This is a genomic window from Roseiconus lacunae (genome assembly GCF_008312935.1).
In the GTDB taxonomy this organism is placed as follows: Bacteria; Planctomycetota; Planctomycetia; order Pirellulales; family Pirellulaceae; genus Stieleria; species Stieleria lacunae.
This window is the reverse complement of sequence record NZ_VSZO01000007.1, coordinates 177,320-191,019: the sequence shown is the minus strand read 5'-3', so window position 1 is coordinate 191,019 and position 13,700 is coordinate 177,320. Positions and strand designations below refer to the sequence as shown.

Annotated in this window: 14 protein-coding genes; 7 read left to right on the top strand and 7 right to left on the bottom strand. The window is 53.2% G+C overall.

Going from position 1 to position 13,700, the window contains the following annotated elements; translation table 11 throughout:
* Window positions 1–180: 180 nt before the first annotated feature.
* Window positions 181–1,059 carry a hypothetical protein gene (locus tag FYC48_RS10840; protein WP_160149454.1) on the top strand — a complete coding sequence of 293 codons (879 nt, stop codon included), beginning with the start codon at window positions 181–183 and terminating at the stop codon, window positions 1,057–1,059.
* Window positions 1,060–1,224: 165 nt separating this feature from the next.
* Here FYC48_RS10840 and FYC48_RS10835 read toward each other — a convergent pair whose 3' ends face one another.
* Both FYC48_RS10835 and queF read right to left on the bottom strand, forming a co-directional pair.
* Window positions 1,225–2,226 (bottom strand): sugar phosphate isomerase/epimerase family protein, encoded by a 1,002-nt coding sequence (locus FYC48_RS10835; RefSeq protein ID WP_149496725.1) that lies wholly within the window; start codon window positions 2,224–2,226, stop codon window positions 1,225–1,227.
* Window positions 2,227–2,237: 11 nt separating this feature from the next.
* Window positions 2,238–2,609: a preQ(1) synthase gene (gene queF, locus FYC48_RS10830; protein WP_149496724.1), complete on the bottom strand. Its 372-nt coding sequence runs from the start codon at window positions 2,607–2,609 to the stop codon at window positions 2,238–2,240.
* 165 nt (window positions 2,610–2,774) lie between these two features.
* Here queF and FYC48_RS10825 point away from each other — a divergent pair, with 165 nt between their 5' ends.
* The 3 genes from FYC48_RS10825 (at window position 2,775) to FYC48_RS10820 (ending at window position 4,483) form a co-directional block, all read left to right on the top strand.
* A complete protein-coding gene (locus FYC48_RS10825) occupies window positions 2,775–3,440 on the top strand; it encodes a 7-carboxy-7-deazaguanine synthase QueE (protein ID WP_235034197.1) in 666 nt (221 codons plus the stop codon).
* A gap of 306 nt (window positions 3,441–3,746) precedes the next feature.
* Entirely contained in the window at window positions 3,747–3,893 is a 147-nt protein-coding gene (locus FYC48_RS27740) for a hypothetical protein (RefSeq protein WP_160149453.1), read from the top strand.
* 233 nt (window positions 3,894–4,126) lie between these two features.
* Entirely contained in the window at window positions 4,127–4,483 is a 357-nt protein-coding gene (locus FYC48_RS10820; RefSeq protein WP_149496722.1) for a hypothetical protein, read from the top strand.
* A gap of 44 nt (window positions 4,484–4,527) precedes the next feature.
* On the opposite strand, the gene FYC48_RS10815 is transcribed toward FYC48_RS10820, so the two are convergent.
* Window positions 4,528–5,748: a two-component system sensor histidine kinase NtrB gene (locus tag FYC48_RS10815; RefSeq protein ID WP_149496721.1), complete on the bottom strand. Its 1,221-nt coding sequence runs from the start codon at window positions 5,746–5,748 to the stop codon at window positions 4,528–4,530.
* Between the two features lie 322 nt (window positions 5,749–6,070).
* Here FYC48_RS10815 and FYC48_RS10810 point away from each other — a divergent pair, with 322 nt between their 5' ends.
* The 3 genes from FYC48_RS10810 (at window position 6,071) to FYC48_RS10800 (ending at window position 7,210) form a co-directional block, all read left to right on the top strand.
* Complete coding sequence (locus tag FYC48_RS10810; protein ID WP_149496720.1) at window positions 6,071–6,316, top strand: hypothetical protein; 246 nt, start codon at window positions 6,071–6,073, stop codon at window positions 6,314–6,316.
* Window positions 6,292–6,705, top strand: a complete 414-nt coding sequence (rnk, locus tag FYC48_RS10805) for a nucleoside diphosphate kinase regulator (protein WP_149496719.1) — start codon at window positions 6,292–6,294, stop codon at window positions 6,703–6,705. Before FYC48_RS10810 ends, rnk begins: the two co-directional genes overlap by 25 nt.
* A 310-nt stretch (window positions 6,706–7,015) precedes the next feature.
* Window positions 7,016–7,210: a hypothetical protein gene (locus FYC48_RS10800; RefSeq protein WP_149496718.1), complete on the top strand. Its 195-nt coding sequence runs from the start codon at window positions 7,016–7,018 to the stop codon at window positions 7,208–7,210.
* Here the strand turns inward: FYC48_RS10800 and FYC48_RS10795 are convergent.
* The 4 genes from FYC48_RS10795 to FYC48_RS28805 are packed head-to-tail and all read right to left on the bottom strand — an operon-like array spanning window position 7,199 to window position 13,678.
* Entirely contained in the window at window positions 7,199–9,568 is a 2,370-nt protein-coding gene (locus FYC48_RS10795) for a PQQ-dependent sugar dehydrogenase (RefSeq protein ID WP_149496717.1), read from the bottom strand. The genes FYC48_RS10800 and FYC48_RS10795 overlap by 12 nt on opposite strands.
* A gap of 9 nt (window positions 9,569–9,577) precedes the next feature.
* Complete coding sequence (locus FYC48_RS10790; RefSeq protein WP_149496716.1) at window positions 9,578–10,414, bottom strand: hypothetical protein; 837 nt, start codon at window positions 10,412–10,414, stop codon at window positions 9,578–9,580.
* Window positions 10,401–12,872, bottom strand: coding sequence for a DUF1559 family PulG-like putative transporter (locus FYC48_RS28390; RefSeq protein WP_235034196.1), 2,472 nt, complete (start codon window positions 12,870–12,872; stop codon window positions 10,401–10,403). The genes FYC48_RS10790 and FYC48_RS28390 overlap by 14 nt, the downstream gene beginning before the upstream one ends.
* A gap of 17 nt (window positions 12,873–12,889) precedes the next feature.
* Window positions 12,890–13,678 (bottom strand): glycosyltransferase family 2 protein, encoded by a 789-nt coding sequence (locus FYC48_RS28805; protein WP_149496715.1) that lies wholly within the window; start codon window positions 13,676–13,678, stop codon window positions 12,890–12,892.
* Between the last annotated feature and the right edge of the window lie 22 nt (window positions 13,679–13,700).

Genomic DNA, 13,700 nt, shown 5'->3' with positions numbered 1-13,700 from the left:
TGCAATCAGATCTATCCCCCAGGCACCGCACTTCCAAAGAGGAATCTTGTTGCTCCCGCTTGCGACGGAGACTCATGTGATGCCCCCATGGGATCGCATTACGGTGGAGTCCCGGGGAGCCGTTTGCACCACCGTAAGATGCCGTCGCCTTTGGTACCGAACCACCGACCTCAAAGCACGGTGACTGTCCCGGGACCATTGCCGGCGAATCCGATCACCGGCCATCCCGCGCAAGCACTGCCAAGCGATCCTGCGGTTCACGGATACCCGTCGCAATGGGACTCGCCCCCTCAGCGACTTGAGAACCACCAATTCGCCCCAATCGAGCAATTGCAAACGCCGGCGACGACACCGCCTCCGCTACTAGAAACTCCTTCGATGCCGCCAGAAAAGCCACTCGAAGCAATCCCCACTCCGCAGGCCGACACGCCGCGCCCCGATGCTGCTGCCGAGCTTGTACCGCGAAGATTGGGGCCTTCGGCCAAAGATCCCATCGAACTTATCCCAGGTGAGCAACTTGATGATGCCACGACGGATCTCATTGAGCCATCAACGACTGCCGAAGAACCGCTTCTTTCGCCGAGTGATATCGAGGCTGAGCCACTTCCACCAGGAAAGGACGTTAGCCGGCAGCCTCAGATACCCGGTGAAGCGGCCGAAGCGTTACCGGCGCCGGCCGGGAGCGTCGATCGCATAGACGAAGCTACCGAGTCGCTGCTTGATGAAGATCTCTTGCTCGATGACAAAGCATGGTTTGAAGGCAACCTTGAAGATGGCGAAGAAGATTTGTTGGTGCCAAGTGGACGCGATGGGGAAGAACTTATCGATCCCTTGCAGCAATCAGTCACGCTGCCGAAACCGGTGATCATGCCATCGATTCAAGTCAATCCCTATTTCGAAGCCGCCCAAAGAAGCCAGCTTCGTCAACAAACGCAACTTGCCAGACAGCCGAGGAAGGCAGATACAACTTCGAGCGTTCAACGATCACAACGTCCGACACGAATCGCACGACGCCCTACCGAACGTGATGCGTGGAATCCAATTCGTCAGCCCGATTGACGCGCTGCCGAAAAGCATGAATTCGATCGGCAGAATACATCTACAGTTTATCTCATCACTGATCGGGCGTTGGTGCCAGCTCTTCGACAGTGCCGGTGCCTTACGCCACTTCCTGAAAAGTGCGTCAATCGACATGCTGAGCGGTGCAATTGTCAGGCCGACGTGCTAGCCTTTGATGTCGGCAAAGCCACGTAGGTCATACGGGACTTGGACATAATCCAGAACGCGGCAGAGTCCTCGTAAGGCAACGCCAAATCCGTCGGGACCACTGAATCCGCCAAACTGACCGCCACCTTTGACGTGCGGTTCCAAATCCAGGAACACGCCATCGGCGCCTCGATCGGTCATCCGGCGATGCAGTTCTGGCAGGAAATCTTTGAGGTCACGAAGAATCGCCTCGTGGCCGCTATCGCCGCAGTCGGCGGGGACGAAGTTTGCCAAGCTCGCTTCGTCGACGTGCTTGATGCGACCGGTGGGCGACGGGTCGTGATAATCCTTGATGTGCAGCCAACCCATGCTGGGTTTCATCGCCAGGTATTGAGCGTAGGTTTCGTCGGCGGTGAAGCCTTGGGTGACGATGTTGGCACCATCAAAGATCGTCAACATTGCCGGGTGATTGACCTTTTCGGCGATCGTTTTAAGCAACTCACCAGTTTGGCCGACCAAATTCGCTTCGACTTCCAAACCGAAGGTCAGGCCACGTTTGTCGCAGGCTTCGGCGATCTGTCCGAGTTGATCAGAAACTTGGTCTAGATGCTCGTTCGGATCGGTTCCCTTCGGGTGATAGAACGCGAAGCCGCGGATCAATTTTGCGCTGAACGCCTCGGCACGATCACATGCAGTCTGGACATCTTCGGCCAAGTACTTTTCAAATGGAACGTACTTGTTTGACGTGCCGTCATCGACGTCTTGAAGTTTGACCTTTCCGATGGGCGAACCGATACTGCTGACCTTGAGTCCATAATCGGCTTGCATCTTTTTGACGTGTTCGATTTCACTATCGGACAGCATCATCACGTTTTTGATCCCTTCACCGGCATCGATGAAGCGGATCGAATAGTAGCGCAAACCGAGCGCCGCGAACGCAGAAAACTGTTGGACGGCTAGTTTTTCGTTGGCCGCTTCGTCGGCAAAACCACTTAGCAGGACAGGGATTTGGTCAGACATATCGGGCAGAACTAGGAGGCTTCGGGGGAAGGAAACTGAACGACGATATTGCTGTGCAAACCGCCACGGGGGGTCCACTGACTTTCGACGGTTGCACTTTTCGGCTGTACAACGGCCAGAAAGTCGTCCATGATCCGATTGGTCACGGCTTCGTAAAAGATCCCTTCATTTCGGAACGCTTGAAGGTACATTTTTAAGCTTTTCAGCTCCACACAAACTTCGCCCGGCACGTAGGTAAAAATAATCTTGCCGTAATCGGGCTGACCCGTCTTGGGACACACCGACGTGAACTCGGGGCAATGGTGGACGATGGTAAAATCACGCGATTGGCTGGGGTTTTCAAATACCTCCAGGATTTCGCGGAAATTCTTAGACTCACTCAACGGACAAGATCTCCTTTGGGAAAAACACAAGTGTCGCACGCCACGGCTAACTCGACCAGGGGACGCCTCGACGCCGGTTCGCCGAAATCGCCGACGCTTCCTTCCGTGAAGACGTCGGGAGCGGAGATGCGTCGACACTCGTCGGTTTTTCTGAGCGAATCGTTCGTGAGTCGACAAGGCGAAGGCAAACTGACGGGGATGAACAGTTTCTTTATTCGCACGAGCGGCTGCAATCTGCGATGTTGGTTCTGCGATACGCCGTATGCATCTTGGTCGCCAACCGGCAAAACGGTGTCACTTGATCAATTGGTCAACGATGCGATCCAAGCCAAAGTTGATTATGTCGTCCTCACTGGCGGTGAACCTCTGCTGCCCTCCGCAATTGAGTCACTGTGTAACCGACTGTTTGAAGAAGGACTTCATGTCACAATCGAGACCGCCGGAACGATTGATAAGCCGATCGCTTGCGACCTTCTTTCACTCAGCCCCAAGTTGGCGGGAAGTACCCCCGATCCCGACCAACATCCTCGTTGGAGCGAGCTTCATCAGTCACGTCGTTTGCCGATCGATATCATGCGCCGATTGATCGATGGGGCCAAAGACTACCAACTGAAGTTCGTCGTCTCGTCTCCCGACCAATTCACCGAAATCTGCTCGGTCGCTGATCAGCTGGACGTCGCAGCCGACGACGTCTTTATTATGCCTGAAGGCGTGACGACCGAAGCGATGGATCGGGCCCAGAAGCAACTACGGCCGCTGACCGAATCGCATGGCTTCCAATATTGCGATCGGATGCAGATTCGCTGGTATGGCAATCGACGCGGAACCTGACGGACGCATTTGAAAATTTCGATCGTGATGGTCGATCAACCTGATCGCCCGTCGCAACAGCGTCATGCGCCGGATAATTGTGGGCGGGGCGCGGGCGTTGTGTGATCAACGTCACTTCGATGCGGTCATTACCAGGAAACCAACCTCACTCGTCGCCTGGCGCTGACCGTGTCTTCTTAAGGAGACGCGAGATCGCACTTTTCTGCTGTAAATCGAGCAAATCGGACCATGGCATCGGGTTTGCATTTCCCAGAGGTATCGAATGTCCTCTCAGTCATTCCTTACTCTTTGTTGTGGAGACCTGTCATGTCTGTGATCGACACCGCCGTCGAAACCCAAGAGCCATCAGATCGAGATAGCGATCTCGATTCGATGACTCCGCGTGAACAGTTGATCGGAACAGTATTGCTACTTCTCGTCGTGTTAGCCGCCGTCGCACTCCAGTCGCTGTAGGTCGTGTCACTCAGCGATTCGCTGGAATCGAAATTCAGGGTCTTAGCGAGTAGCCGATGGGCGTTTGCACGAACGATTGCACTTCAGCCGTTACCAACGCCAGACCGTCATATGGTGGCACCCAAGTAGGACGAATCAGAAACGCCGTCGGCGCATCAGCTGGCATACCTCGGCCTTCGGATTTGTCACTGCGTAGCTTCCCAAAAACCCCCTTCGTCATTCAGGATTTTCCTATGAACGTCTCTGTTGGAATCGCTCCCAGCCCCCGCCAGGAAGTCATGCGAGCACTTATCACTGCTCGTGTTCGATCGACTCTGGAACGTTTTTCGGACCGAATCAGTCAGGTTGATGTTGCGTTGACAGACGAAAACGGGCCTCGCGGTGGCGAAGACATGCGGTGTCGTATCAAAATCGTGATGCCCAAATTTAAAACCGTCGTGACCACCGCGGTCGAATCAAAGCCTCTTGCCGCGGTTGCCTTGGCAGCTGAGCGAGCTCGACGGATCGCAGTTTCTCGCCTTCAGCGGACTCGGGAAACTCGGCGAACAAGAATCCTGGAAAACTCCATTTTCAACGATACACCCGAGTGAAAGCTGTCGTTGAGGTATCGATCCTTGTTAGCGTTAGTGCACATCTACGCTTCCGACTTTAGCTGAAGATTTCTTGGCAAGCGCAACTTAAACTCGGTACCGATACCGAGTTTGCTGGACACGGTGATCGTGCCTTGCATCGCTTCGATCAACCCCTTGGTGACCGAAAGCCCAAGTCCCATCCCTTGCCCTACTTTCGCCGCTTTGGTACTAAAAAACGGATCGAACACTTTATCCAGATTCTCTTCAGAGATTCCGCAACCTTGATCGTGAACGGAGATCGATAATTGGTCGCGTGAATTGTGAACTTCGAGTTGAACGTTGTTTCCGCGCGGCGATGCTTGAATCGCGTTGTGAATCAGATTTAGTAGAATCTGCTTTAATTCCCCCTCTCGAAGCACGACTTCTTCTTTCGATAGGTCCGGCGCGCGTTCCATCGTTACGTAGTTCACTTTCACGCCGACGCTTGACTTTCGCGACATGGGCACGGTCAAAGCAAGGACTTCGTCGATCGTTTTTCGAACTGAAAAGACTGTTGAACGCTGCTGGCTTGGCCGGTAGAGCTGATACATCTGATGCGTGATGCCGCTAATCCGCTCTATTTCGGCATCAATGAGTGACAGTTTGTCGTAATGTTTGACGTCAGTGGGCAACTGACGCTTGAGCAGCTCGAAAACATTCCGGATGCCCGCCAATGGATTATTAATTTCATGGGCGACACCGGCGGCGAGTTCACCGAGGGCCGCCAGCTTTTCCATTTTTAAGCGATGCTTTTCAAGTTGAGCGATCTTCGCAGTTCGCTCCTGGACGATCTGTTCTAAGTGTTCGTTTTGCAGCCGTAGCTGCTCGCGCATATGACGCTTTTCGGTGACATCGCGCACACTGGTTCGGTAGCCGAGCGATCGGCCGTTATCGTCTTTCATTGGTTGCCATGACACCGCGACCCAGCGCGTAGAACCATCGCGGTGCAAGATCCGAAATTCGACGTTGTTTTCGGTGCTGCCACTGACAGCTTCGCGCAACAGCGCCGCGATGCGTGACCGATCGTCTGCGGCGATCAATTGCATCGGATAGTCGTCCATCTTCAGGCACTCTTCCGGCGAAATACCTGTGAAGCGTCGAACAGCTTCGTTAACCCACAAGACTTCGCCGGTTACCGAAAACCAGCTTTCCCAGTCGACGGTACTTTCGGCGATTGAACGGAAGAATTCAGGGGCAATTTTTTCACCCCGACGAGGCAACGGCAGAAACTCAGGAGAAGACAAAACACGGACTCGGCTGAAGGAGGGAACGCCAACGAAGAATACCTTGATTCAACAGACGCGGCTAGAAGCGTCAACGCATGGACGCACTATGGAAACCGCGGGCGACGTGAAAGTCGGTAATCGCGCCAGCTTTCACCAAAAGCACTGATGTTTTCAGTCCGGTCCGACGTTTGCAATCAGAACTTATCCGGTCCGTTGAGATGGAAAAAGGGACTGATCTCGACATCAATTTCTGAAAGACTGTCCGCCAATCGAGGACTCGTTCATGGCTACAGCAATGAGAGCTACGTCACCACGAACAACGCGAACTAAATCAAACCAATTGCCTCGTTCTCGACAGTCAATTGAAAGCCGGCTGTTGGTCAATCGCTGGAACTCGCCCGTCGGGGCGCAGGAGTTCGACGACGAGGGACGACGGTTCGCTTATCTCGTGTTGATGATGTTTTCGTTGCTCGTGCTACCAGGCGTACTGGTCTTGTTGTACATCGCTTTCAATCCCAATTCGTTTCAATACGACATCACACCCCAAGTGGATTTTTCTTCATGGCATCCCGGAAAATCATTGTAACATTCGACGATTACACTCGTTTGTCAGCGTTGTTGGCTGACAAGATGATGGGCATGATCGCCGACCGGAAATTGCTCCGCGATCTCGCGTCCGAATTGCAGCATGCCGAAGTCATCGAATCCAGCAAGGTGCCCGGTGATGTTGTGACCATGAACTCCATCGTCGTTCTGACAGAAATTGGCAGCGGTGAAACCGACCGGTACACACTGGTGTACCCCGAGGATGCGAATATTGCTGAGGGCCGTTTGTCTGTATTCGCGCCCGTCGGAACCGCAATCCTAGGCTACCGCGTTGGCGATCTGGTCCGCTGGAATGTCCCTTCGGGGACGATCGAACTTAGGATCGACGCGGTGACCTATCAACCTGAACGCGACGCGATGACGGCATGAGCAATCGCAAAATGGCCTTAGCTTGCCATTGCACTATCAACCTTGGAGATGAGGATTAGCCGATTGGCGTTCGCCTCGGTCCCAGTTCCACCGCAATCGCATGAATCTTTGAACTAATTGTTCGGCGTTGAGTTGCCTTGAACAAGTCTGTTTCGAAGGAAGCAAGTCGGATGGCCTGTTTCTTACTTACGGAAATCCCTTTGATGTGCCAACAACTCGCCGAGTTTCACGAGTGTTTTAATGCTGTTGAAGATCCCCGGATGACTGCCAAGCGCCCTCATCCGCTGCATTCGCGGAGCGAAGGGCACCAATGGAAATCAACAGGCTGGCAGACCGTCAGTTTGGTGTAATCGTCGTGCTTCATTTCCAGTATCCTGCCCGAGTGTATTTCAATCGGCGGCAGAAAGGGCAGCAGAGCTTTGTAAAAAGCAGTACGCCACTAGTCGTCCAGTTTTCGATCGAAGCCATCGTAAAAACGCAGAGTGTCGAATCGCTATGGCTCTGATAAAGAGCGGATCCATTGCGCGATCGTCTCTGCCGCATTTCGATCAACAGTGTTTCGCCCCAGGTATGGCATCGCATGCTCATCTTGATGTGTGGTCATCCGCCGATAGAGCAATGACAAATCAGGTTCTCCGCCGCGAATGACTTTCTTGGTAACTCGCTGGTCGATCGGCATGTACCATGTCTGTGCATCGGCATCCACCATTGCCGCATCATTGAGTGGAATATCGATGTTTGCCAGGAAATGCGTTCGCTGCGTACCATCTCGATGGTGGCATAACGAACAGTTACTATGCAGATAAGACCGTGCTCGGTGCTCGAGTGACGCCTCAGTGCCGTCTAGTGGCACCAACCGGTTTAGCGACGCCAATTCGTCCAACGAATAAGTTTTTTTCAACCAACCTTTGCGCCCGATTGCGACGATCTGGTTTTCCTGAGAAGCGTCTTCGCTAGGTCGGTTGAACTGAGCTGTCGTAAAACCGAGATTCAGGTTGTCTCGATTGTGGCATACCAAGCAATCGTTGGGGCTAGGTAACCGGTACGAGAAGGTATCGCTGGCCCCTTCGGCGGATCGGGGCACCGGCATCGATTCGATTCGATCACGTTTTAGAACTAAGATCGCGTCTTGCCCGTCATCATCCCAGCGATAGGTCGCCCCGTAAACAGAATCCGTGGTCCCCTGAATCAAGATCCTTGTTTCAATGTTGTCCGAACGTGTCCGCTTATTGTTATCATCGGGAGCGCGGAAATGCTTGATGAACACAGATCCCTTTGGGAATTTCCAATGGGTTTGTTCGTCACCAGAATTGTCAATTAGAGTGCCCTCGGGAATCGTAAACCAACGGTCCTTTTCCATTCCATCGGACCATAGCGGCGAGTTCACCGTGTACGGCACGAACTCTCCGGAAGGAATCAAAGGTGACAGCGTTTTAAAGTAAGCGGTCTCCGACAAGCGAATCGGCATTTTGGCGGGGGCCTGCGGAACTAACTCGTGAATCGAAGCTACCCCGCCGCGGGATGCAAACGAAGTTGTGAAAATCCTGCCTTCATGATCGACGCAAATCGATGTCAGACTCGCATGCCGTTTGCCGCTGGGCAGTCGCAGTAGCAGCTGCGGAGAACGGCCCGCGTCGGTGTCGATTGCCCACACCCGACCTGATTGATTGTCGCCGAAAAGCACCTTGCTGTTCAGCTGAGGGTACCGCTGATGTCGATACACTGGGCCGGCCACGATGCAGTAGTCTTGGTCTTGATGGAAGTACTCGTAATGTGGCGCAGTGTCAATTCCCAGAAATGGCGTCGGCGGTCGTCCGTGAAGATAGCTACGATGGAATCGTTCGCGACCCTCGCGATAGCTCCACTGATGATTCGTAGCGTGACTTGCCTTTTCAAGTTGCTCGAATCGATCTTGCCCGACTTCGCCAACCCATGCTGCTCCGGCAACCGTGTCGAAGTGCATTCGGAACGGATTACGAAATCCGATCGACCAAAACTCAGGCAGCGCCCCAGGGTGATCCACAAACGGATTGTCATTTGGGACGTAGTATCCGCCGGTTTGGCCGTTGGCAGGCAGTCGACGACTGGGAAAGCTAGTCTCGCCACCGGTCCGATTCACATCGATTCGCAAGATCCCTGAGAACAGGCTGCGATCGATCCGCTGTGAATGCTCTGAAAGGTCATCATGCAAGCCGTTGTCGCCGACCGCAATCAGCAAGAATCCATTCTCGTCAAAATCGAGCGCACCTCCGAGGTGCTCGTAATGTTCCACTTCTTGTTCAATCAAGATTTGCTGATCCGTCGGTAACGCAATGCCATCGCTTTTAACCGGGCATCGCACCACGCGGTAAAACTTTCTCCTAGCGTCATCGATAGAACGATAAAACAAAAATATTGACGTTGGCTCATCGCGTTCGTTGGGCTGAAGGGCGAAAGATAACAAGCAGCCGAGATTTTCCGATGTTAGATCCACGACAGTTGTCACTCGCAAGTCGCCAGAGCCTTGTTCACGTGTTGCCTGAAGGACCAACCCGGAGTACGTCGAAATAAACCACGTTGATGGTTTCTTCGGGTGAGGCCTCATATGCATCGCCCCACGGAACAAGTCCGTTTCTGGAAATGAATTCACCGCGACCCATTCTGAAACTTGCACCGGTGCCTCTGGCGGTGAATTATCCTTTCGAAGATACACCTCCGAAACCGGTCCACCGCTTGTGGCTCGCGGCGTTGCAAGGACCACATCTTGCGGAGTCACATAGTCACGATCTGCCCGAAAAGCGACCCGATGAAAGCCGTCGGTCCATTCGGTGGCAACTACGACGAGCGCCAGCACTAGCCATGCGAAGAGTAGGAACTTCTTCATGAGGAAGGGTCATTGGGTTTGCTGTTTCTGGTAGTACCAAATCGAAAGGAAAATCGCAAACAACACTCCCTGGATAACCACAATGATCTGCCACCACGACCATCGAGAAACACGTGAGTCTTGGTAAGTGAAAAAATTATCCGCTGTCACACTTAGATTCCGGAAAAGGTAATCACCAGATGTGTTTCCTCGCTCTTGGCGTGTACACCAAACAGCGACATAGCGCAAGTCAGCGGTTGGGCATTCAAATCGTGTCAATTCTTTCTCGTTGCCTTCGCTGACTATCGAAAAAATCGCGATCTCGTTTCGGCGAGAAATGCGGAACTGTCCCTCTGAGAATTCTACTGGAAATGTTTCCTGCAAAGGCTCCATCACTTGATCGCCTCGGCGTGCCGCTCGAACCACAATCCCTTTTCCTGGTCGCCCTAGAAGGCTCATTTGTAGTTGGGTTTTCTCTAAATCGTCTAGATCAGCGGCAAACAGCACACCCTGCCCCCACCCCGATTCTGGTTCATTAATTTCATTGACCTTCCAATCGAGTGTGGCGGTGAAGTCCCCGGATGCGAACACCATCGTCTTGGCACCGATCGTTCCGGGCGATTGCTTGGGTCCGCCGGGCGGATCCTTGGCTTGAATTACCCGCATTCCGTCACGGGTCAATTTGTGCCGATCGGTTGGTACACGGCTAGGGCTGATCTCAATGAGCGGGTCTGTTTCGGCTTGTCGAAAGTCAATTGAAAGGGATTCACCCAGGACCGAAACCTGCATCAATAGCAATGCGGTGACAACGGTAAGATAAACTGTTGGACGCCTCTCGCCCCAGAGTAGGCCGCTAATCCAACTCATTTGCTTCCACCTCTCCACCTCGGGGCGTTAGTGCGGCTCGCATTACTTTGTAATCAACCTGACCGGTTACAAAATTGGTCGAACCGTCCGCTTTCGCAAAAACAGCACCCGACGGATGCGCTGATCCCCAATTGTCTCGAAATGCGATGTCGTATCCATCGGGAATGATCGAAAGGCCAGCCCTGGCCGTCCCTTTACTTCCGCCCGAAAAGATAGGTTCGTCCCAGTACCAGCTTGAAGGTCCGTGTACACCGCGATCATAGGCTTTTTCACCGATCACGAACGTATGCGAAAGACCGTCAAACACCATCGACAATGGAACCGCGTTGGGATACTCAGGCATCATTTTTCGATTCCCGCAGAAATCGGTTTGCGCCCACGCTCGCCCTCCCGAAACATATTCGCCATTCTCGTCATCAACCGGTGGCACGGGACGCTGCCGACCTCGCGTCGGGCATAGAAACTGCGGCTGCAATTTTTCTACTTCCACGTGCTGATAGGCGACAACCTGTTCAAGCTGAGGCAAAATCGCGTAAGCCCAACTTCCTGGCTGCTTCTTAGGTGTCATACCTGGGCGACCGATCCCCCATTGGTAAAAGGTGTTCTGAGCGACATCACGTGTTGAAATGTAAGTCATTGTCCCGTCAACTGCCTCGATCTGACTTTCGGGTGTGAATCCTCCGTTCCCGGGGAAATAGTCAAAGGTGTTCGCATGCATTTGCAAGGCCAGTCCGATTTGCTTGGCGTGGTTCATGCATGTGATTCGCCGCGCGGCCTCTCGTGCGTTCTGAACCGCTGGCAAAGTCATCGAGATCAAAATTGAGATGATCGAAATGGCTAGAAGCAATTCGATAAGGGTGAAGCCCTGTCGCGAAGGCGATCGTCGTGGGGCGAACACCATTTCTCCCCACGGTCGCCATTGAACCGGAGGAACATTTTCACTCACCCGAGCCTCCACGGCAAAACATGATCGAGAAAGCTGCCGGATTGTATTGAAATTGGTTGCAACTTCGGGTTCGCCATCGGCTGCCTTGGCTTCAAGCACAGGGTCGTGTCTGCCGAACAGCGAATATTTGAAAAAGCGACGTCGAAGTGCATGCACAGCGTGCAGAATCAGAAGCATTTTCATCATCACTAGCGGTGCCGAGTAGCGGGAATAGAAACTGATCAAAATGTAAGGGAGGAGCGCAGTCACATAGAGGCAGCATGTCGCAATTTCTGCCCGATCAAATGGCCCCTTGCCGAAAAACACCAAGATGAGAAACGCAAGTAGCGGAAACGGATAATACGACCTGATAAATCCTAGTGTTACTTTCATCTGTTCCGCGTGGTCGGTCATCGGCTGAAAATACAGGGTTGCTGCAACGAACCTCCGCGATACACGCCTGACAAAATCCAACGGGTCTGCAAGGATTGAGTGCCATGTTGGCTCGCCCCGAGAACCGATGAACTCGATTTCTCCCTTCTGAACATATTCCTTTCTCTGAAGACCGTTCTTACCCCAAGGGTGTTGATAGGCTGATGTTTCATCAAGGACGCCGTCATCATCGAGAACCTGAGATTGCCAAATCTCGTAGGTCGAATTGGACTTCACGGGGATCCACTTTCCAAGCACGATGCGGTTGCGAATCATCCAAGGACTGACCACTAAAACCGAAACCGCTGCCGCGGCAACAAGTGAAAGGACTCCCCGCTTGAAAACCTTGCTTCGCTCTGATTGCGTCGGTTCCCATCGCCATTGTGGAAGCACTAACCATTGAATCACCGTCGAGATTGCCCATGCCGCACCGACGACGGGACTACAAAGTGCCGCTGCGCCACCACAAAAACCCCAAGTGTAGGCTTCGTTTGAATTTCCCCTTGGGGCGTCTGCAAATCGCTGCAAGCCCAGCCACAGCAGCATGATGACTAGCAGGATTAGCCAGGTATCGTGGGTGCGTTGAAATAGATCTCGAAAGTCAGCCAACAGCCCTGCCGCTAACACAAGATACGCCACGCCGGCCAACCCAACCGATCTTGCATATCGCAAGACAAGCAGACTCGCGAAGAAAATGGTCAACAGATTGCATCCGACGATCACTTCGACAACTTCCTCGCGCCGATCGTCGAATAGCCAATACAGTCCCGCAGTCAAATAGACCAGAATTGGTGGCATCCACGCCGTCGGTCCGGTTTGTTCATGAAACGGATCGGAAAAACCTCGGCCCGATCGGACTGCCTGAGCAATGGTGTCATACTCGGCCCCAAGATGGTCGCTCTGATCATGCCACATCCAACGCGATGGACCATCGTGATTTCGTCGCCAATCCGCTAGCATGAACAACGATCCTACGATAACAAATGCTGCTATCCAATCGCGGAAAGCTAAGCCCCCGATCAATTGCGGAGATCCAGACTGGGGAGTGTATTCGCCTGCTGGGATGTCCTGACAGCACTCATCGATGGTTTGGGTTGCCATACGCAAACTTCTTGACCTTATGAATCATGCCGTTGCAGCGTTGCCGTTTCCACGAATGAATCCGCCTTTGCATCACGCGGCACAAAAGCTCGACCCGCAACTTTTGGAGTAAGACGCGAAGTGGCTGGCTTCCACGTGCGCCAGCGCCACGCCGACCGGAGCGCCCTAGGCCCGTATGCGATTGTGAGTTTTTTTCCTGCGGTCGTCGCTCGTGGCGCATACCGGATCGGCATTTGGTGAATTGCAATTCGTGACCGCATCAATTTCGCGGTGATTTCAATACAGCCTTCGAACCCGGTGGATTCGAGCTCAAGCCCTTGAAGTGTTTTCCGAGGAATGAGCTTGTAGCAAGTGGCGTGATCCCGGACAAAACGCCCGTACAGGAACAATAAAGCCATGTCGATAAGTAAAACCCCTGAAGCGAACAGCCACCGACTGGGCCGGTTCCAGTAGCTCGGGCGTCTTCCATAAACCACTTCGCACGACTTTTCCGCCATTCTAAGCAGACGTGGGATATCACCGGGATTGTATTCGAGGTCCGCATCTTGGATTAGAACATAGTCACCAACGGCCCGTACCAATCCATCACGAACAGCCGCTGTTTTTCCGCCGTTGCGATCTCGGCAAACTAGCTCAAAGCCAAGTTGAGAACACTCATGCCGTAATACCTCTGCGGTCCCATCATTTGACCCATCGTCTATAACGACCACCTGCCAGTCCTGGCGGGCAACTTCATGAACCGCCCTCAGCAATTCACCAGCCGTATGAATTTCATTGAAAACTGGAATGATGACTGTGATTCTCACTTAACTTGGCTCCCGTGCTAAT

Bases quoted from the DNA above. Each gene is read 5' to 3' on its own strand.
- FYC48_RS10835 (WP_149496725.1), bottom strand. From the start codon at position 2,226: ATGTCTGACCAAATCCCTGTCCTGCTAAGTGGTTTTGCCGACGAAGCG.
- FYC48_RS27740 (WP_160149453.1), top strand. From the start codon at position 3,747: ATGTCTGTGATCGACACCGCCGTCGAAACCCAAGAGCCATCAGATCGA.
- FYC48_RS10820 (WP_149496722.1), top strand. From the start codon at position 4,127: ATGAACGTCTCTGTTGGAATCGCTCCCAGCCCCCGCCAGGAAGTCATG.
- rnk (WP_149496719.1), top strand. From the start codon at position 6,292: ATGGCATCCCGGAAAATCATTGTAACATTCGACGATTACACTCGTTTG.
- FYC48_RS10800 (WP_149496718.1), top strand. From the start codon at position 7,016: ATGGAAATCAACAGGCTGGCAGACCGTCAGTTTGGTGTAATCGTCGTG.
- FYC48_RS10795 (WP_149496717.1), bottom strand. From the start codon at position 9,568: ATGAAGAAGTTCCTACTCTTCGCATGGCTAGTGCTGGCGCTCGTCGTA.
- FYC48_RS10790 (WP_149496716.1), bottom strand. From the start codon at position 10,414: ATGAGTTGGATTAGCGGCCTACTCTGGGGCGAGAGGCGTCCAACAGTT.
- FYC48_RS28390 (WP_235034196.1), bottom strand. From the start codon at position 12,872: ATGGCAACCCAAACCATCGATGAGTGCTGTCAGGACATCCCAGCAGGC.